At 64.6% G+C, this 20699-nt stretch carries 10 protein-coding genes; 2 read left to right on the top strand and 8 right to left on the bottom strand.

The genetic code is table 11. The features are described from left to right. Window positions 1-142: 142 nt before the first annotated feature. The 8 genes from NKJ20_RS31770 to hutI all read right to left on the bottom strand — a co-directional run bounded on the left by NKJ20_RS31770 (window position 143) and on the right by hutI (window position 18397). Entirely contained in the window at window positions 143-895 is a 753-nt protein-coding gene (locus tag NKJ20_RS31770; RefSeq protein WP_352749463.1) for a heme ABC transporter permease, read from the bottom strand. A gap of 260 nt (window positions 896-1155) precedes the next feature. Further along, window positions 1156-2925 (bottom strand): glucan ABC transporter ATP-binding protein/ permease, encoded by a 1770-nt coding sequence (locus tag NKJ20_RS31775; protein ID WP_352749466.1) that lies wholly within the window; start codon window positions 2923-2925, stop codon window positions 1156-1158. 363 nt (window positions 2926-3288) lie between these two features. Further along, window positions 3289-11859: a glycoside hydrolase family 94 protein gene (locus tag NKJ20_RS31780; protein WP_352749468.1), complete on the bottom strand. Its 8571-nt coding sequence runs from the start codon at window positions 11857-11859 to the stop codon at window positions 3289-3291. Window positions 11860-12126: 267 nt separating this feature from the next. Then, entirely contained in the window at window positions 12127-12714 is a 588-nt protein-coding gene (locus NKJ20_RS31785) for a HutD/Ves family protein (RefSeq protein ID WP_352449237.1), read from the bottom strand. An 8-nt stretch (window positions 12715-12722) separates the two neighbouring features. After that, entirely contained in the window at window positions 12723-14393 is a 1671-nt protein-coding gene (gene hutU, locus NKJ20_RS31790) for a urocanate hydratase (protein ID WP_352749471.1), read from the bottom strand. Window positions 14394-14425: 32 nt separating this feature from the next. Then, window positions 14426-15244 (bottom strand): N-formylglutamate deformylase, encoded by an 819-nt coding sequence (gene hutG / locus NKJ20_RS31795; RefSeq protein WP_352449234.1) that lies wholly within the window; start codon window positions 15242-15244, stop codon window positions 14426-14428. A 385-nt stretch (window positions 15245-15629) separates the two neighbouring features. Then, window positions 15630-17165: a histidine ammonia-lyase gene (gene hutH / locus NKJ20_RS31800; protein ID WP_352449233.1), complete on the bottom strand. Its 1536-nt coding sequence runs from the start codon at window positions 17163-17165 to the stop codon at window positions 15630-15632. After that, on the bottom strand, window positions 17162-18397 hold the full coding sequence (gene hutI / locus NKJ20_RS31805; protein ID WP_352449232.1) for an imidazolonepropionase: 1236 nt from the start codon (window positions 18395-18397) through the stop codon (window positions 17162-17164). The genes hutH and hutI overlap by 4 nt, the downstream gene beginning before the upstream one ends. A gap of 98 nt (window positions 18398-18495) precedes the next feature. On the opposite strand from hutI, the gene NKJ20_RS31810 reads away from it, so the two are divergent. Together NKJ20_RS31810 and hutC are read left to right on the top strand one after the other, a co-directional pair. Then, complete coding sequence (locus NKJ20_RS31810) at window positions 18496-19848, top strand: formimidoylglutamate deiminase (protein ID WP_352749475.1); 1353 nt, start codon at window positions 18496-18498, stop codon at window positions 19846-19848. After that, the gene (hutC, locus tag NKJ20_RS31815) at window positions 19845-20606 is read left to right on the top strand and encodes a histidine utilization transcriptional repressor HutC (RefSeq protein ID WP_352749478.1); all 762 of its coding nucleotides are present in this window, start codon (window positions 19845-19847) and stop codon (window positions 20604-20606) included. The genes NKJ20_RS31810 and hutC overlap by 4 nt, the downstream gene beginning before the upstream one ends. Window positions 20607-20699: the final 93 nt, after the last annotated feature.

Below are 20699 nucleotides of genomic sequence, written 5' to 3' on the forward strand. Positions count from 1 at the left end.
TTCCCATCAGCCATCGCATCAAGAAATGCGCCTGGAACGACGACTATCTCATCAATGCCATCACTCATATGCGATAGCCCTGCCCCTTGAGGGGGGAGATGTCCGGCAGGACAGAGGGGGGCGCGAAGGAACTCGACGAAGATCAGCTAGCCTGTCTCGCGGCAACCCGGCGCATCGAAATGACGCGGCGGCGGAGGATTTCCGTGCGCATCGCCGTTAGGTGCAGCGCGAAGAAAAGCACGGTGAAGCCGAGTGCCATCACCAGCAATGGCCACAACAGGCTTGGGTCGATGGTCGGGCCGCCGAGCCGGAACACCGACGCCGGCTGATGCAGCGTGTTCCACCAGTCGACCGAAAATTTGATGATCGGAATGTTGATGAAGCCGACCAGGGTGATGATGGCGGCGGCCCACGCGGCGCGCCCGGCATCGTCGAGCGCGCGGGTCAGCGCGATGATGCCGAGATACATCAGGAACAGGATGAAGACCGAGGTCAGCCGCGCGTCCCACACCCACCAGGTGCCCCACATCGGCTTGCCCCAGATCGAACCGGTGATCAGCGCAAGGGCGGTGAAGACGGCGCCGATGGGTGCCGCCGATTTCAGCGCCACGTCAGCCAGCGGATGGCGCCAGACCAGCGTGCCCAGTGCCGAGACCGCCATCAGCGTGTAGCACATCATGGCAAGCCAAGCGAAAGGCACGTGGATATACATGATGCGAACGGTGATGCCCTGCTGGAAGTCCTCAGGCGCCGTGAAGCTCATATAGAGACCCACGCCGAGGACGATGGCGGCGACGCTCGCCAACCACGGCACGACCTTGTCGGCCAGCCCGACGAACCGCGTCGGGTTGGCAAGGTCCATCCAGCCGGAGAGTCGTGAAGTCGTATCGCTCATGCGGCTTTACATAGACCGCCGGCGGAGTTGCGGCAACCGCAGCGGCGGTACGTCTTCCCTTCTCCCCTTGCGGGAGAAGGTGGATCGGCGCCTAGCGTCGAGCCGGATGAGGGGTGCTGGACGGAGTGAGGCGCCAATGATCGCCGTGCGCCGAAGTCTGGATTTTGGATGAAGATTTGCGCCAAGCCGGAGCACCCCTCATCCGACCTCGCTTCGCGAGGCCACCTCCTCCCGCAAGGGGAGAAGGCAAGCCGCGCTGCTCAGGCGGCTTCGTTCACCGGACGGCTGAGGCGGCGGACCTCCTCGTCGTTGAGCAGGCCGCCGGCGCGCAGCAGGCTGGCGAAGCGACCGTTGCGCAGCGACAGTTCGGTGAACCCGCCCATCTCGACCACCCGGCCCTTGTCCATGAACACGACCAGATCGGCGTCGCGAACGGTGGTCAGGCGGTGGGCGATGATGAAGGTGGTGCGGCCGCGCCGCAGTTCGTCGATGGCGTCCTTGACGCGGTCTTCCGTCTCGACGTCGAGCGCGCTGGTCGCCTCGTCGAGAACCAGGATGGGCGCGTCCTTCAGCACGGCGCGGGCGATCGCGATGCGCTGGCGCTCGCCACCGGACAGCTGTCCGCCGCGTTCGCCGACGACCGTGTCGTAGCCCTCGCACTTTGACAGGATGAAATCCTGCGCGGCGGCGGCATTGGCCGCGGCATGGACCTCGTCATAGGTCGCCTCCGCACGGCCGACGCGGATGTTGTCCTCGATCGAGCGGTTGAGCAGGCCAGCATCCTGGAACACGGTGGCGATCGAATGGCGCAGCGACTTGCGGGTCACCGTGCGGGTATCGATGCCGTCGATCAGGATGCGTCCGCCGGACGGCGTGAAGACGCGCTGCAGAAGGTTGATGAGCGTGGTCTTGCCGGCGCCCGTCGGGCCGACGATGGCGACGGTCTGGCCGGCCTGGACCTCGAACGACGCGTCGTCGACGCCCTGCCCGGAATTGCCGAACTCGAAGCAGACATTCTCGAAACGCACATGACCCGTGACGTTGACGAGATCGCGCAGCCCATCGGGCTCGGCGGCGTCGGATGCAGAGTCCTCGAGATGATAGAATTCCTCGAGCTTGGCGCGCGCCTCGGAAATCTGGTTGGCGAAGGCCGACATCTGGTCGAGCCGGGCAATCAGCAGCGTGGCAAAGCCGGTAAAGGCGATAACGTCGCCGATGCGCAACTGGCCGTGCGTCACCAGATAGGCGCCAATCAAGAGCACCACCATCATCGAAATCGTCGACGACAGGCGGTGCAGCGCGTTGGCCATTGCCCACCAGTCGAGCACGGGGTTCTGCACATCGAGCAGATTCTTGACGTAGCGCTTCAGCGCCTCGGTCTCGTGGCCGATGCGGTTGTAGCTTTGCAGGACGGCGACGTTGCTGACCGAGTCGGTCACATGCGCAAACACCTTGTGGTAGTGACGCTCCACGGCCGCCTGGCCTTCCTTGGTGCGCCGCATCACCAGCCGTCCGATGCCGACATAGAGCGCGCCAAGCGCCAGCAGCACCATCGACATGCGGATATCCATGCTGAGCGCCGTGGGCACCAGCAGAACCAACGCGACCGCTGTCGACAGGTGCTGCCGCATGAATTCGAGCCAGAGGCTGAACAGGGTCTCGACCGCGCGCAGAAGCGTGTGCAGGGAATTGGAGGTGCCGCGCTGATGATGCCAGGCAAGCGGCATGGTGATGACGCGCTCGAACGACTGGCAAAGAACCTCGCTGCGCCGCTGGTGGGCAAAGCGGTCGGCGCCGCGCGCCACCAGCACGAAGGCGATGATGTTGAACGCGCCGAGGCCGGCCCACATTGCGAGCGTCGCGAATACCGAGCCGCGGTCCGAAATGGCATCGATCACCCGGCCGAACATGATCGGCTCGAGAATGGCGATAATGGCAAGCGCGACATTCGCCCCGCAGATAAACGCAACGCGTTTCCTGTCGGCAGCGAGATAACCAAGGGCTCGCCAGTAGATTTGCAGAAGTGACACTTCAGCTACTCCGCCAATTATTTATGGTGCAGTGCGTCATTTTTTGACTCGTATCGGTTGACGCGTCGCAAAACAATGCTCGTCTAGCTCTTCCGTTCCCATTCCGCGAACAAAAGATGACGACGCTTCGAAATTTGCCGTGATCGTCTAACAGTTTGAGATAAAAGGTGAAATGTCAGCGTTGCGGCAAAATCATGGCAGCTGGAAAGCACTGCCACAATTTTAATCAGCAAGGCCCTGGGCACGACGTCTAAAGTCGTGTGCAGGCATTCAGCAAGGTCAAACGCAAATATAACCGATAGAGGCACTTGGAGCGCCCGTGCGTGCCCTGGGAACGCTAAGCGACGCTCCAAGCCCTTGAATCTAGGCCGGTATTCTGACGACCACCTCGGCACTATCTCCGGCTTTTGGCTCGAAGGACGAAGATTTGGTCTTCGTGCCATTCACTTCAAGTGAGATGGCCCGGGCCTTTTTGTCGCGGACGACGCGTACTTTGATCTCGGCGCCCAGCATCTTCAGAGTTGCCGAATAGCCGTCCCAATGGCTAGGAAGTCTCGGCGTGAACTGGAGGCGCTGTCCGCGGCGCTCTATGCCGAGAATGCTCTCGACCGCGGCGCGATAAAGCCAGCCCGCCGACCCGGTATACCAGGTCCAGCCGCCGCGGCCGCCCTTGTCTTGCCCGGAATAAACGTCGGCCGCGACGACATAAGGTTCCACCCGGTAGCGCTCTGCCGCGGCTTCGTCGAGCGCATGGTTGACCGGATTGAGCATTGAAAGGCAACGGTAGGCATCGTCGGTGCGACCCATCTCGGCGAGCGCAATGACGAACCATGTTGCGGCGTGCGTGTATTGGCCGCCGTTTTCACGGACCCCCGGCGGATAGCTCTTGATGTAGCCCGGGTCCTTTTCCGTCTTCGAGAAGGGCGGGGTGAACAGTTTGACGATCTTGAGGTCGTCGTCGACGAGCGCTTTCATCGCCTGCGCCATTGCCGTGGTCGACCGCGCCGGGTCGCCCTCGCCCGAAAGCACGCTCCAGGACTGGGCGATCGAGTCGATCTTGCACTCGTCCGACTTGCGCGAGCCGAGCGGCGTGCCGTCGTCGAAGCTGCCGCGCCGATACCACTCGCCATCCCAGGCGGTGCTTTCCAGCGCCCGCTTCAGCACCTCGGCGTGCTTCGTCCAGGCCTGCACGCGCTTGGCATCGCGCTCCGCCTTGGCGACAGCGGCAAAGTCGCCCAGCGTCTTCAGCAGGAACCAGCCCAGCCACACGCTCTCGCCCTTGCCGTGCTCGCCGACGCGGTTCATGCCGTCGTTCCAGTCGCCGCCGAGGATCAGCGGCAGCCCGGCTGGGCTGCTGCGCTTGACGGCAAGATCGAGCGCCCGCGCGCAATGGTCATAGAGCGAGGCTGTCTTCTTCGAGATTTCCGGGATGAAGAAAGCATCGTGCTCGCCTTCGCCCAGCGCCTGCCCTTCGATGAACGGCAGTTGCTCCTTCAGGATCGCGGTGTCGCCGGTCACCAGCAGGTAGCGGGCCGTGGCGTGAGCCAGCCAGACCACGTCGTCCGAGATCATGGTGCGGACGCCGGCCTCGGTGCGCGGCAGCCACCAATGCTGCACGTCGCCTTCGGGGAATTGCCGCCGCGCCGCATTGAGGATCTGATCACGCGCCAGCTTGGGGTCATGCGCCAGCAAGGCCAAGGTATCCTGCAGCTGATCGCGGAAACCGAAGGCACCGCTCGCCTGATAGAACGCAGAGCGGGCACGGATGCGGCAGGCCAGGCTCTGATAGGGCAGCCAGTGATTGACCATGGCGTCGAGTGCCTTGTCCGGCGTCTCGACCTGGATGGTGTCGAGAAAGCCGCGCCATGTGCGCTCGTTGTCGGCCAGCCGCTGATCGAAATCCCTGGAGCGATGGGTCTGCACCAGCGCGCTGGCCGCCTCGGGCGTGGCCGCGTCGCCGAGCAGCCAGAGCAGCGTGACGTCGCCGCCGGCAGCGATGTCGATGTCGCGTGCGATGGCCGCGCAGGGATCGTCGCCGGCCTCGACACGGCCGGACAGGCCGGCGCCGCTCAGCACGGCATGCGGAAACTCGCTCGTGCCTTGCCTGCCGATGAACTCGCCGCGATCGGCGGTGACCGAATGCACAGCACCGTCGGCGGCCAGAAAGGCGATCCGCTCGCCGAAATCGAGCCCATAGGGATTTTGCGCCAGCAATGCACCGGTTGCGGCATCCCTCGACGGAACGATGCTTGCAGCGGTGCGCGAGCGATGGCCGCCAAGAACCCATTCCGCATAGGCGTAGACGCGCAGCCGCATCGGCACCGAACCCGAATTCTGGATGCGCAGCCGCGATATCTTCACCGGATCGACGGGATCGACGACATGGGTCAGGTCCATCGACAGCGGCCCGCGTTTTGAGCGGAGCGTCGAAAAACCCTGCCCGTGCCAGGTTTCGTAGGTCATTGTCGGATCACGCACCACGGCAGCCATTGGCGAGAACGCCCTGCCACTGGCGTGATCGTAGATGTAGATGCCCTCGCCCGGCCGGTTGGTGACCGGATCGTTCGACCATGGCGTCAACTGATAGTCGCGGCTGTTGCGGCTCCAGGTGAAGGCAGCGCCTTCAGCCGAAATATGGAACCCGAACGATGGGTTGGAGATGACGTTGATCCACGGCTGCGGCGTCGTGCGCCGGCCGGCAAGACGCACGACGTAGTGGCGTCCGTCGCCGTCGAAGCCGCCGAAACCGTTCCATTGCTCGAGCCCGCTGCCGTCGACGCGGCCCTCGATCAGTGCCTGGGCGGCCGATGCTTGCGACGTCGGCACAGGCAAGGACGGCTCGCGAAGCGCTGCAAGGTCTGCCGGCTGGAGGGCGGCGTCCCGCGCCTGCAGTGCCGCGGCCTCGGCGCGCTCGATCTGGTCGAAGATGGTGCCGTTGCGCGTATGCAGCACCACCCGAGCGACGGCGAGCAAGGTCCGGTAGGTCGTTTCCTCCATCAGATCGCGGCGCACTGCGAAGATGTGCTGGCGGGGTCCGAGCTCCTTGCCGCGCAACCGGCTGTTTTCGCACAGCGTCTCCACCGCGCGCTGCAGGTCCTGCACGTAGGATGACGCCTGCTCGTTGACGACGACAAAATCAATCATCATGCCGCGGGCGCGCATGTATTCCTGGAAGCGAAGCGCCTGGGCGACGATCTCCAGATCGGCGACATCGGCGATCCTGACCAGGAAAATCGGAAAATCGCCGGATATGCTGGTCGGCCACAGGCTGGACTGCCTGCCGAGCCCGGAGACGATGGATTCGCCCGGAAGGCGCAGGAACGGATCGGGATAGATCAGATAGCGCGCCAGCTTCTGCACATTGGCGGCGTCGGACAGGCTGAGGCCAAGGTGCCGGGTCTGCACCTGCGAGCGCGTCCAGGCGAGCATCGCCTGGCGGGCAAAGCTTTCGGGATGGTCGAGCCGTGCGATGGCGGCATCCAATTCGGCGCGATGAGTACCGACGACGGTCCAGAACGTCAGCGAAATCTTCTTGTTGGCCGGCACGCGCACCTGCCGGCGAAGCGATGCGATCGGATCCAGGGTGAAGCCGGAATGGCCGCCAAGCTTGGCGCCGGGATCAAGGGCAGCCGCTTCGGTGATGGTGCGGCCGCGGCCGATGAAGGCGCGCCTGTCGGTTTCCGCCTCGGCGTCTCGCGCCGATCCAGACGGGTCGGTGACGAAATGCACCATGGTGACGTCGGGCTCGTCCTTTTCGCGCTTGCGCCTGGTGGCGAAGATCGCGCCGTTGTTCGGCGCGATCTCGGTTTCCACGAACATCTTCGAAAAAGCCGGATGGGCATTATCCGAGGGCTCGGAGCCCAGCACCAGTTCGGCAAACGAGGTCACTTCGATATGCCGGTCGGCGGGGCCATCATTGTGGAGCGTCACCCGTCGGCCCTCACCATTGCCTTCCGAGATGACTATGCACTCGACTTCCGAACGCAGCGATCCAATCGATTTGACGAAGCTCGCCTTGTCGTCGGAGAACAGCGTCTGCGCACGCTCGCCGGCGGCGCGCTTCGGCTCGGCGGTGGCCGACCACCAGTCGCCGCTGCTGGCGTCGCGCAGGAAAATATAGGAACCAAGGCGGTCCTCGGTCGGATCCGGCTGCCAGCGCGTGACGGCAAGTTCGCCCCAGCGGCTGTAGCCGGAGCCGGTGGCGGTGACCATGACCGAATAGCGGCCATTGGACATGACACTGGTCGAGCGGAGCGCCCTGAGCGGATCGAGCACGATGCGGGTATCCGGGCTTTCCAGCTCGGTCTCGTCCTTCGAGCGCTCGTCGGCCTCGGTCCTGACGGTCGCAGTCGGGATGTCGCGCGGCGCCCGTTCCTGCAGCAGCAATTCGGCCGACTCGATCACCGGATCGCTGTGGAAGCGGTCGCGCAGGCGCCCTTCGAAGATCGCATCGGCAACTGCGGCAATCGACATGCCGGAGTGGTGGGCCATGTAGTTGAGCACAACGGCGTGGTCGGTGCCCTCGGGGACGCGTTGCGGCGTGAAATCCACCGCATCGTAGAAACCATGCCGGCCCAGTGCGCCCAGCCGCCTCAGCCTGGCCAGGTTCTGGACGGATTCATGCGGCGTGAACTGCGCTGCCAGCACGGTCGCGTAAGGCGCGATCACCGTGTTTTGGCCAAGGCCGCGCTTCAGGCCGAGCCCGGGCACGCCGAAATTGGTGTACTGATAGGTCAGCTCGCGGTCGCGGGCATTGTAGGCCGCTTCCGAAATTCCCCAGGGAACGTTCTTCGAACGGCCATACTGGATCTGGCGCTTGATGATGAGCTTGCTGGTCTGGTTGAGAATGCTGCCTTGCGGCTCCTTCATCACCAGTGGCGGCATCAGATATTCGAACATCGAGCCGGACCAGGACATCAGTGCGCCCTGGAAGCCGATCTCGACGATCGGGCGGCCGAGCCGGAACCAGTGCTCGGTCGGCAAATCGCCCTTGGCGATGGCGAACAGGCTGGTCAGCCGCGCCTCGGAGGCCAAAAGGTCGTAGCAGCTTTCGTCGAGCTGATGCTCCTCGACCCGGTAACCGATCGACAAGAGCTTGCGCTCGGGCCGCATCAGGAACGAGAAATCCATCTCGAAGGCGAAGCGGCGCGTGCGCTCGCGCAAGGTCAGAAGCTTGGCCCGCAATGCCGCGACCGCGTTTTCGTCGCTGTGCGCGTCGTGCACATGCGCCTCGCAGGTGGCTTCGAGCCTGGCCGCCCAATCGGCGATGGTGTCGCTCTGGGTCGACGCGGCCTCGGTGTGGATGGCTGTCGCGAGCTTGCGTATCTCGCCGGCCAGGACGGCCAGGTTGATGGTACGGATCGACGCCATCTCCGGCTGCGCCTTGATCAATTCGACCGCCCGCCGCATGCCGTCGAGACGGTCGGCGAGCCGCTGGCGCAAGGGCCGCAATTGACGCCGGTCGTCGGGCAGTTCCTCAAGGCTTTCATCGAGGATGGTGACAGTATCGAGGATGCCTTCGAAGTCGCCCTGCACATGCACCGACGGCGCTTCCGCCCATTCGGCGCAGGCAGCGGCCACGGCCACCAGATGGCCGGCGAGATTGCCGCTGTCGACCGCCGAAATGTACAGCGGGTAGAGCGGCTTCAGGGTCGTCGTGTCATACCAGTTGAAGAGATGGCCGCGATCGCGCGGCATGCTCTCGATGGTCGACATGGTCGCGTCGATGCGGTTGACGGCGTCGGAGAGGCTGATCCAGCCGAAATCGCGTGCCGAAATCACCGACAGCAGGTAGACGCCGATATTGGTCGGCGAGGTACGGGGCGCCACCACGGGGGCCGGGCTTTCCTGGAAATTATCCGGCGGCAGATTGTGATGCTCGGCCGTCACGAAGGTCTCGAAATAGTGCCATGTACGCCGCGCCACGGTGCGCAGCGCGTGGATGTCGGCGGCCGATATGCGCAGGCGGTCCTCGGTTTCGGCCGAACGGCTGATCCAGCAGGCGATGGCGGGCGAGCCGATCCAGAACAAGGCAAAGAAGAAGGCGACGAAGGCGCCGGTGGAATCGGCCAGCACCGGGACAGCGAGGCCGACGACGCCGATGATCACCGCGCCGTACATGATGCTGTAGTAGGAGCCGAGATCGTTGTCGCCGCCCTTGTGTGCCTGCGAGGCGGTGCGCCATTCGAGCAGGTTCTGGCGGCTGACGAACAGGCGGTAGAGCGTGCGGATGATCGCGTCGCCCATCATCCAGGCAAGATGCGCCATCAGCACGATCTTCAGCGCCACCAGGGCAGTGCCGAAGGCAACGTCGCGTGCCAGTGCCGAGAAATGGCCGCGCGGCGTCTGGTCGCCGCTCTTCGGCAGGATGGCGTCGACGATGTCGAAAGTGGGCGCCATGAACAGCGTGAGGATCAGCAGCGCCTGCCATTGGGCGGCCTGCGTGAAGGGCAGCAGCGTCCAGCCGGCGATCGCGGCCATCACCCAGAAGATCGGCGTCACCGAGCGGCGCAGATTGTCCACCATCTTCCAGCGCGACAGCGCCGGCACGTTTGAGCGCGGGCCAAGAATGAAGCCCAGAAGCTGCCAGTCGCCGCGTGCCCAGCGATGGTGGCGCGACGCGTCGACCGAATAGCGGGTCGGATAGTCCTCGACCAGTTCGACGTCGGTGACCAAGGCCGAGCGCGCCAGGGCGCCTTCGAGCAGATCATGGCTGAGGATGGTGTTTTCCTCGATGCGGCCCTTCAACGCCGCCTCGAAGGCGTCGACATGGTAAAGACCCTTGCCGGTGAAGGAACCGTCGCCGAAGATGTCCTGGTAGAGGTCCGACACGGCAAAGACGTACGGATCGAGCCCGCGATTGGCGGAAAAGACACGCTGAAAGAACGATGCCTCGTCGCCACTGGTCAGCGACGCGGTGATACGCGGCTGCAGGATGGAATAACCTGCCGTAACGTGGCGCCGTGCGACATCGAAATGCGGACGGTTGAGCGGGTGGCAAAGCTTGCCGGCCAGCGCAGCGACGGCGTCGCGGGTGGTGCGGGTGTCGGCGTCCAGCGTCATCACGTGGACGACGCTCTCCGGCAATGGCACTTCCAGCGGCAGGAAGGTAGTGTCGCTGTCGCCGCGCAGCAGAAGGTTCAATTCGTGCAGCTTGCCGCGCTTGCGCTCCCAGCCCATCCAGACGCCTTGCGATGCGTTGTAGAGCCGGCGCCGATGCAGCAGATAAAAGCGCGGCGCCCCTTCCGAGGGATAGCGGGCGTTCAGCCTGGCGATTTCGGCGCGGGCGAATTCGAGGATTTCGACATCCGCCGTATCGATCTCGGTCTTCGAGTCCGGCCAGTCGGAAAGCAGCGCGAAATAGACTTCGCCCGCCGTGTTGGCGAGGTGATGCACCTCGATGTTGCGGATGTTCTCCTCGACATCGTCGCGCGAGCCGATCAGCGACGGCACCACCACCAGCGTGCGCGCCTCGGGCGGCACACCGTGCCTGAAATCATAGCCGATGAGACGCGTCGGCTTCAAAAACAGCGAGACGACGGTGTTGAAGAATGCGAGCGCGCCTTCGCTGGCCGGCACCGCGAACAGGGCCAGCATCAGGACGATCGACGGCACCGACAGGCCGAGATTGGCAAGCGCATTGCCGGAAACGACCAGAAGCAGGACCGTCAGCGCAAACACCGGCACGACGATGCCCAGCCATCCGGTCTTGCGGAAGGTCCGGTTGAGCGTCTTGCCGATGGTCGGCCGGTAGCCGATCGACCGCTCGAGCTCCTGCCGGCGCGGGCCGACCAGAAAGAAGCCGACGTCGGTGTGAGCGATCGGACCGCTTTCGGAGCCCGGCGCATCGGCAGCATGGCCGGCGAGCTCGATCGCCCTTTCGGCAACGCGAAATTCGGAGAGATCGGAACGGCGCGCCAGCTCCTCGATCGCAGTCCGGTATTGGTCGCGCGAAAAGAAATCGAGCGCGGCGAAATCGGTGCGTTCGCGCAGCAAGGTGTCGATGCGGCTGACGCCCTCGAACCACACCGTCCAGTCGATGTCGTTGATCAGGCGCAGGCCGCGGATGATGTTGCCGGTGGTCACGTTGCCGCTGGACAGCGTGTGGTGCTCGCTGAGGATGATCTCCTCGGCGTCGGAGCCGGTCCTTTCCAGCTCGCCCTCCAACCATTCCAGCGCCCTGCCGGCATTTTGCGAGCCGTCACGCAGCCGGTAGAGCAACTGGGTGGCGAAGGTGGTGTCCTGCGCATGGGCGCTGTAGTGGGAAAGTATCGCCTGCCGGTCGGCGCTGTCGTCCGTCGCCAGCACACGGTCGGCGACCTCGTTGGCGATCTGGCGCAGTTCCCGCGTGCGATTGACGCGGACCGCGATCCGGCGAAGGTTCTCGATCAGGACGAAGCGCAGCAGCGACGGCAGCGCCCATAATTCGCCAATCTTCAGCGGCTCGACGGACTGGAAGCCTTCGACGATCGCCTTGAACATGGCCGACGAGACGGAACTGTCGGAATGCGCGACATAGGTCCACGCGACCGCCAGTGCGCGCGGCACGCTGGATCCATCCGACAGTTTCAGCGTCGGCAACTGGCGGTAGAAGCGGCGCGGCAGGTCGCGCTTGACCTGAAAAATGGTCTCCTCGACCAGGTAGTTGTTGTCGAGCAGCCACTGCGCCGCGGGCGTGATCGTTTCGCCCCTCGCCTGGGCAGCGTTGGTGGAACGGTAGACATCGAGAATTTTCCTGGCGCTGTCGCGGATGCGCGCCTGAAAATCGAAAGGCGTCAGACCGAACAAATCCTTGGCATCGCCATTGGCAAGGGCTGCGCCCAAAGCGCGCAGCCGATCTTCCGGCAGGAAATTGGAGCGTATCGGCACGTCGGTGACAGCCGGGAAGCTGGCGCTCGTCTTTTCGATCTGTGCGAGATTGGTCTGGATATTCATCTAAGGTTCCGTGTTGGGGACGCAGTGCGGCGTCACCGCCACGGCAATGTCCCTAAAACCGGTCCAAATGCAATTGGTTGCATCGCAACACTTGGCCGAAAGTTTGTTTCCGCACCACGACAAGATGCCGTCTTTCGACAACTTCCAGGCGGGCACTATAAGCATCGTTTCGGCTTCTGATCGGCGGAAGATTCAGGCTTTTTCGTGATGCAGCGACCAGCTTACGCGATATTTGGCCGGCGTCACGATCATGTTTGGAAACAGACGTTAATCGTTGCCGGCAATGCGGTCGATGCGGATCACGAACAGCATGGCCGGCCGGACCGGATCCAGGCGCAGTTCCGGCGCTTGCGCCCCGAGCAACAGCGCGTCGAGCGGCCCAAGTTGCATGGGCGCCGCGCCGGCCACGCTGAGTTCGCCGTCGACGCACAGGATGAGTGTTTCATCGGCTTCGGCCTGGATCTCCGTCGGAGCCGAAATCAGCAGGCGCTCGACCGTGTGGATCGCCCGGGCGCGGCGGGTCATGACGTTGAGGTCGGTGATCGGACCGGCTATCAGCGTGGCTTGCGTCGGCACGTCGGCCGGAAAGGCAAGCGGTGCGGAAGCCTTGATGATTTCGACCGGTAGCCGGCCGGCGATGTCGAGGATCATGCCCTCGCCTTCCAGCAACGCCAAGGTTCGGTCGACGCCGGCAAATCCGGAAAATGGGCCGCCGCCCTCGACCAGCGCCATCGAGACGCGCCAGTCGAAATCGTCGAGCCCGGCACCTGGCGGCGAGACGGCAATCTCCGTCGTCACCCCGCCGCCGTTCTTCCACGGCATCGACCGGTATTCGGCTGCCCGAAGGATGCGCAAGGCGCTGCTCAGCCCAAAATGCCGGGCAGGTTGAGCTGGTTCTCCCGGGCGCACTCGATCGCGATGTCATAGCCGGCATCGGCGTGCCGCATGACGCCGGTCGCCGGATCGTTCCACAGAACCCGCTCCAGGCGCTTGGCCGCCTCGGGCGTGCCGTCGGCGACGATGACCATGCCGGCATGCTGCGAAAAGCCCATGCCGACGCCGCCGCCATGGTGCAGCGACACCCAGGTGGCGCCGGACGCGGTGTTGAGCAAGGCATTGAGCAACGGCCAGTCGGAAACGGCATCGGAGCCGTCCTTCATCGCCTCCGTCTCGCGGTTCGGCGAGGCGACCGAGCCGGAATCGAGGTGATCGCGGCCGATGACCACCGGCGCTTTCAGTTCGCCCCTGGCGACCATCTTGTTGAAGGCGAGGCCGAGCCGATGGCGATCGCCAAGCCCAACCCAGCAGATGCGCGCCGGCAGGCCCTGGAAGGCGATGCGCTCACGCGCCATGTCGAGCCAGTTGTGCAGATGGGTGTTGCCGGGGGTCAGCTCGCGCACCTTGGCGTCGGTCTTGTAGATATCCTCGGGATCGCCGGAAAGCGCTGCCCAGCGGAACGGGCCGATGCTGCGGCAAAACAGCGGACGGATATAGGCCGGCACGAAACCCGGGAAGGCAAAAGCATTCTCGAACCCCTCCTCCTTCGCCACCTGGCGGATGTTGTTGCCGTAGTCGAGCGTCGGCACGCCGGCATTCCAGAACGCCACCATCGCCTCGACATGCTCGCGCATCGACGCGCGGGCAGCTCTTTCAACGGCCTTCGGGTCGGAGGTGCGTTTCTCGCGCCACTCGGCCAGCGACCAGCCCTTGGGCAGATAGCCATTGAGCGGGTCATGCGCCGAGGTCTGGTCGGTGACGATGTCGGGGCGCACGCCGCGCCGCACCAGTTCCGGCAGGATGTCGGCGGCGTTGCCGACCAGGCCAACCGATTTCGCCTCACCGGCTTTGGTCCAGCGCTCGATCTTTTCCAGAGCCTCGTCGAGCGTGTCGGCGCGCTCATCGACATAGCGGGTGCGGAGCCGGAAATCGATGCGGTCGGGATCGCATTCGACGGCCAGGCAGCAGGCGCCGGCCATCACCGCGGCGAGCGGCTGGGCACCGCCCATGCCGCCGAGACCGCCGGTCAGGATCCACTTGCCCCTGAGATTGCCGCCATAGTGCTGGCGGCCGGCCTCGACGAAGGTCTCGTAGGTGCCCTGCACGATGCCTTGCGTGCCGATGTAGATCCACGAGCCGGCCGTCATCTGGCCGTACATCATCAGGCCCTTTCTATCGAGCTCGTTGAATTTCTCCCATGTCGCCCAGTGCGGCACCAGGTTGGAATTGGCGATCAGCACGCGCGGGGCGTCAGGATGAGTGCGGAACACGCCGACCGGCTTGCCCGATTGCACCAACAACGTCTCGTCGTCGCCAAGCGTCTTCAGCGAGGCAACGATGCGGTCGAAATCGTTCCAGGTGCGCGCCGCCCGGCCGATGCCGCCATAGACCACCAACTCGTTGGGGTTTTCGGCGACGTCTGGGTCGAGATTGTTCATCAGCATGCGCAACGGCGCTTCCGTCAGCCAGGTGCGGGCGTTGAGCTCGCTGCCGCGCGGGCTGCGCACTTCACGGATGTTGTGGCGAGGATCGGTCATGATTGTCCCTTTCGAGTGAGGTGCACCGCGCGTCAGCGTTCGGCCCAGGCGATCGCGGTTTCCAGGATCTTCTTCAGCGTGACGCAGATCGGCGCCGCGAATTCGGCCTCGTAAGGCACCGGCCAGTTATCCGGTTCGCCCTTGCCTTCGGGCTCGCGCATGTAGCCGCGGTTGGAGAGTTCCATCTGCAGCGCGTGGACGCCGGCTTGCGGCTGGCCGAAATGGCGCGTGATCCAGCCGCCCTTGAAGCGCCCGTTGACGACGAAGCTCTCGCCGGTTTCGGCGAGGATCTGGCCAACCGTCGCTTGCAGCGTCGGATCGGCGCTCTTGCCGTCATTGGTGCCGAGATTGAAGACCGGCAATTTGCCTTCGAAAAGGCGCGGCAGCACGGAGCGGATCGAATGGCAGTCATAGACGACGACCTTCTCATGCAAAGCGCGCAGCCTGTCGATCTCGGCCTGCAGAGCGGCATGATAGGGTACGAAGAACTTCTCGCGGCGTTCGTCGATCTCCGACTGTCCCGGCTCTTCACCCTTGCGGTAGAGCTGATCGCCGTCAAAGGTCTCTGTCGGGCAGAGCCCAGTCGTCGTCTGGCCGGGATAGAGCGAAACGCCGGACGGATCGCGGTTGACGTCGATAACGGTGCGCGAAATCGCCGTATGCACAACCGTCGCGCCGAGGCTCTCGGCGAAGTCATAAAGCTTGTCGATCCACCAGTCGGCGTCACGGCGGCCGAGCCAGGGCGAGACCAGCCGGCTATCGAGGCCGGCGAGATCGATGCCGGTATGCGGGATCGAAACCAGCAGGGGTGCTGTGCCTTGGGTGACGGTGAGCCAGGAGGGCGAGGTCATCGGAAGTCTCCGCGCGAAGGAACGCGACTTTGCAATCGTCCTTGAACACCGACTTCGGTTTTTATCGCTCGCAACGCATTTTGTTCTTGCTTTGTGCCGGCAGCTATGCTACTAAATTCAGCATGGTGCTGATTCGGCCCGACGACCCGCCCTCGAGGCGGGTTTTTTGTTGCCGGGCTGAGGTTGGCGGGACAGCGCCCCCCTCTGTCCTGCCGGACATCTCCCCCTCTAGTGGGGAGATTGGCAGCTTCGGCGCCTCGCTCAGTCCTGCAACGCTGGAGATTGGCGAAAGCCGAGACGACAGCCAATCTCCCCCCTGGAGGGGGAGATGTCCGGCAGGACAGAGGGGGGCGCGACAGAACGCGACCTGTCACGGCACACCGCCTCATGACGCAACGCCCGGCAGTTTCACCGCACCCGCGGCCTTCACCGCCGCGCCGCTGCGTATCATGGCGATGGCCTTCTCCATGTCGGGGTGGAAGTGCCGGTCGTTGTCGAGATGGGGCACCTCTGCCCTGACCAGCCGGCGCACCGCCTCCAGTGCCGCGCTCGAGGCCAGCGGTGCGTGGAAATCGCAGCCTTGCGCGGCGGCCAGCAATTCGATGCCGATGACGGCCGTCGCATTCTCGACCATGCCGATGAGGCGGCGCGCGCCATGCGCCGCCATCGAGACATGGTCTTCCTGGTTGGCCGAGGTCGGGATCGAATCGACGCTGGCCGGATAGGCCTTTTGCTTGTTTTCAGAAACCAGTGCTGCCGCCGTGACCTGAGGGATCATGAAACCGGAATTCAGACCCGGCTTGGGCGTGAGAAAGGCCGGCATGCCCGACAGCGCCGGATCGACCAGCATGGCGATGCGCCGCTCCGACAGCGAGCCGATCTCGCAGACGGCGAGTGCGATCATGTCGGCGGCGAAGGCGACCGGCTCGGCATGGAAATTGCCGCCCGAAAGTGCGGAGTCGTCCTCGGCAAAGATCAGCGGATTGTCGGTGACGCCGTTGGCCTCGGTGCCGAGCGTCTCGGCGGCCTTGCGGAGCACGTCGAGTGCTGCGCCCATCACCTGCGGCTGGCAGCGCAGGCAATACGGATCCTGCACGCGCTCGTCGCCGACGCGGTGCGATTCACGGATGGCGCTGCCGGCCATCAAATTGCGCAACGCCTCGGCCGTCTCGATCTGGCCGCGATGTTTCCTGAGCAGATGGATGCGTGGATCGAACGGAGCGTCGGAGCCCTTGGCGGCATCGGTCGACAGCGCGCCGGCGACCAGTGCCGACTGGTAGAGCACTTCCGCCTCGAACAAAGCGGCAAGCGCATAGGCGGTCGAAAACTGGGTACCGTTGAGCAGCGCCAGGCCTTCCTTGGCGCCCAGTGTCACCGGCTCCAGGCCGTGCGAAACGAAGGCGACCTTGGCGGGAAAGCGGCCATGCGGGGTAAAGCACTCGCCGACGCCGATCATCACGGCGGTCATGTGCGACAGCGGCGCAAGGTCGCCGGAAGCGCCGACCGAGCCTTGCGCCGGCACCACGGGGATAACGTCGTTGGCCAGCATCGCCTCGATCAGCTCGATCGTCCGCGGCCGCACGCCGGAGGCGCCCTGTGCCAGGCTGGCCAGCTTCAGCGCCATCATCAGCCGGCAGATTGCGACGGGCATCGGCTCGCCGACGCCGGCGGCATGAGACAGCACGATATTTCGCTGCAACGTTTCCAGATCGGCGGCGGGGATGCGGACGCTGGCCAGCTTGCCGAAGCCGGTATTGATGCCATAGACCGGCTCGCCCTTGGCAACGATCCTGGCGACGGCCTCGGCGCTGGCCTTGATCTTCGGCCGACAGGCATGGTCGAGCCTCAGTGCGGCGCCGCGATAGATGGCGCGCCAATCGGCCAGCGTGGCATTGCCCGGCCTTAGCTTGAGTTCGGTCATTGTCCCCTCCAGATGCGGGCATGCAGCGGGTTGAAGCCCATGCGGTAGACGAGTTCGGCCGGGCGCTCGACGTTCCAGATCGCCAGATCGGCGGATTTTCCGGCCTCCAGCGTGCCGGTCTGTCCAAGCAGCCCGAGCGCGCGGGCAGCCTCGCGGGTAACGCCGGCAAGGCATTCATCGACGGTCAGGCCAAACAATGTCGCGGCCATGTTCATGGTCAGCAGCAGCGAGGTCAGCGGCGACGTGCCGGGATTGTTGTCGGTGGCAACGGCCATCCTGACGCCATGCTGGCGAAACAAGGCGATCGGCGGCTTTTTGGTCTCGCGGATGAAGTAGTAGGCGCCGGGCAGGATGGTCGCCAAGGTTCCGGCCTTCGCCATCGCCGCCGCACCCGCCTCGTCGGTGTATTCGAGGTGGTCGGCCGATAGCGCACCATAGCGCGCCGCAAGTTCGGCGCCATGCAGATTGGACAGCTGGTCCGCATGGAGCTTGACCGGCAGGCCCGCCGCCTTCGCGGCATCGAACACGCGGGCGATCTGCTCCGGCCAAAAGGCAATGCCTTCGCAAAAACCGTCGACGGCATCGGCCAGGCCCTCGGCAGCGACGGCCGGCAAAATCTCGTTGGCGACAAGATCGATAAAGGCGTCCTTGTCGCCTTTTGCTTCGGGCGGCAGTGCATGAGCGCCGAGGAAAGTGGTCCTGACCGTCACCGGCCGCTCACCGCCCAGCCGTCGTGCGGCGCGCAGTGACTTCTGCTCGTTTTCGAGGTCGAGACCGTAGCCGGATTTGATCTCGACGGTGGTGACGCCTTCGGCGATCAGCGCATCGAGGCGCGGCAGCGACTGGGCGACCAGCTCGTCCTCGCTGGCGGCGCGCAGTGCCTTGACCGAGGAAACGATGCCGCCGCCGGCCTTGGCAACCTCTTCATAGCTAGCGCCGGCCAGCCGCATCTCGAATTCATTGGCACGGTTACCGGCGTGGACCAGATGAGTGTGGCAGTCGATCAGGCCGGGCGTGATCCAGCGGCCTTCGCAGTCGATCGCCTCGGCGCCTTTGCTAAGTGCTGCCGGCATGTCGGCTTCCGGCCCAGCATAGACGATCCGGCCGTTGCGCACGGCGATTGCACCGTGCTCGACAACGCCTGACCCGGGGCTGCTTTCGGCCATGGTCGCGAGGCGCGCATTGCGCCAGAGGCGAACCTCCCCTGCCCGGCTTTTGCTCTCTGCAGCCATCATCTTTTCCGTTTCAATAGGTGACGATTATGTATATACATATGAAAAGGCACTGCAAGCGCTATCATCGCACGGCAGACCGGGATTTGGAGAAAAACGTGACAGCAATCTTTGCGGAACAGGCGCTTCTGCCCGACGGCTGGCACAGCAATGTGCGGATCGTCATCTCCGACGGCAGGATCGCCACGGTCGAGGCGAATACCTCGCTCCTGCCTGGCGACGAGCGCCGTGCCATCCTTTTGTCCGGCATGCCGAACCTGCACAGCCATGCCTTCCAGCGCGGCATGGCCGGCCTTGCTGAATTGCGCGGCCCTTCCGCCGACAGTTTCTGGAGCTGGCGCGAGGTGATGTACCGTTTCGCGCTGTCGATGACGCCGGACCAGGTCGAGGCGGTCGCGGCCCAGCTCTATGTCGAGATGCTGGAGGCCGGGTTCTCGCGCGTCGGCGAGTTTCACTATCTCCACCACGACCGTGACGGCCGGCCCTATACTGACATCGCCGAGATGGCGCAGCGCATCGTTGCCGCAGCGTCCGAGACAGGCATCGGGCTGACTTTGCTGCCCGTCTTCTACGCGCATTCCTCTTTCGGCGGCGCTGCGCCAAATGAAGGCCAGCGCCGGTTCATCAACGATGTGAACCAGTTCTCGCGGCTTGTTGAGAAATGCCGCGAATCCATTCGCGCGCTGAATCAAGGCGTCGTGGGCGTCGCCCCGCACAGCCTGCGTGCGGTGACACCGGAGGAACTGGAAAACATCACGGTGATGGCGCCGGAGGGGCCTATCCACATCCACATCGCCGAGCAGATGAAGGAGGTCGAGGACTGCCTTGCCTGGTCCGGGGCGCGGCCGGTCGAATGGCTGCTTGCCAACGCCAAGGTCGACCGGCGCTGGTGTCTCATCCACGCCACCCACATGACCGACACCGAGACGACCGATTTGGCGAAAAGCGGCGCCGTTGCCGGTCTCTGCCCGATCACCGAGGCCAATCTCGGCGACGGCACCTTTGCCGCGTCCTTGTTCATGCAGCATGGCGGCCGCTTCGGCATCGGCTCGGATTCAAACGTACTGATCGGCCTGCCGGACGAGTTGCGGCAGCTCGAATATTCGCAGCGCCTCGCCCACCGCGCCCGCAACGTGCTGGCGGTGGCCGGCGGCTCGACCGGCCGTGCTTTGTTCGATGCCGCGCTCGATGGCGGCAGTGCCGCGCTGGGCGCCGGCCTCTCGCAGATCGCAGCAGGTGCCTCGGCCGATTTCGTCTCGCTCGACGGCAAGCATCCATCGCTGGCCGGCAAGACGGGCGATGCAATCCTTGATGCCTGGATTTTTGCCAAGGGCACCAAGGTCGATTGCGTCTGGGTGCATGGCAGGAAACTGGTCAGCGGCGGCATGCACGCCAGGCGCGATGCCATCGCCGAGCGCTTCCGCAAGGTGATAACGGCGCTTTCGGCATGAGCATGATCGGGACAATAAGCGCGGATTCTGGAAGTGCGGACGGCGGCGAGGTTCTTTCGCTGCACCAGCGCATCCTGTCGGACATCAGCGACCGGATCCTGTCGGGTGCCTGGGCGCCCGGCCACCGCATTCCGTTCGAGCATGAACTGACGGCCGAATACAATTGTTCGCGCATGACAGTGAACAAGGCGCTGTCGCAACTGGCCAAGGCCGGGCTGATCGAGCGCCGGCGTCGTTCGGGCAGTTTTGTCCGCCGGCCGCAGTCGCAGGCAGCCGTTCTCGAAATCCACGACATCCGGATCGAGGTCGAGGCACTTGGCCTGCCCTACCGCTATGAGCGCATGGCGCGAGACAGAAGGCGCAGCAGCGCCGACGACCGCGCCCTGCTGGAACTCGACGTCGCCGGGCCGGTGCTGGTGCTGGAATGCCGGCATTTCGCCGGCAAGCGGCCGTTCGCCCACGAGCAGCGGCTGATCAACCTGGCTGCCGTGCCGGAGGCTGCCGAAGAAGCGTTTTTCGACACCGCGCCCGGTCCGTGGCTGATCGGGCGCGTGCCGTGGAGTGCCGCCGAGCATCGCATTCGCGCCGTTGCTGCCGAAAAGCACATCGCGGCGGCGCTCGACATCGCGACCGGTGCGCCGTGCCTGGTGATCGAGCGGCGGACATGGAGCGCTGAGCACCCTGTCACCCATGTCCGCTTCACCTATGCGGCAGAGAACCACACGCTGGTGGCGCGGTTCACGCCGTCAAGGGGGTAACCCTCCCCTCTGTTTGGACCGGAGACATCGCGAACAGGTGTGCGAGGACATCGCGAACAGTTTGGCGCGCTTTGCGCCGGGAGGTTCGGGATG

Origin of the sequence: Mesorhizobium sp. M0185, assembly GCF_040322175.1 — a bacterium.
Lineage (GTDB): Bacteria > Pseudomonadota > Alphaproteobacteria > Rhizobiales > Rhizobiaceae > Mesorhizobium.

Coding starts and splice junctions, on each gene's coding strand:
- NKJ20_RS31770 (WP_352749463.1), bottom strand. CDS start 895: ATGAGCGATACGACTTCACGACTCTCCGGCTGGATGGACCTTGCCAAC.
- NKJ20_RS31780 (WP_352749468.1), bottom strand. CDS start 11,859: ATGAATATCCAGACCAATCTCGCACAGATCGAAAAGACGAGCGCCAGC.
- hutU (WP_352749471.1), bottom strand. CDS start 14,393: ATGACCGATCCTCGCCACAACATCCGTGAAGTGCGCAGCCCGCGCGGC.
- hutG (WP_352449234.1), bottom strand. CDS start 15,244: ATGACCTCGCCCTCCTGGCTCACCGTCACCCAAGGCACAGCACCCCTG.
- hutH (WP_352449233.1), bottom strand. CDS start 17,165: ATGACCGAACTCAAGCTAAGGCCGGGCAATGCCACGCTGGCCGATTGG.
- hutI (WP_352449232.1), bottom strand. CDS start 18,397: ATGGCTGCAGAGAGCAAAAGCCGGGCAGGGGAGGTTCGCCTCTGGCGC.
- hutC (WP_352749478.1), top strand. CDS start 19,845: ATGAGCATGATCGGGACAATAAGCGCGGATTCTGGAAGTGCGGACGGC.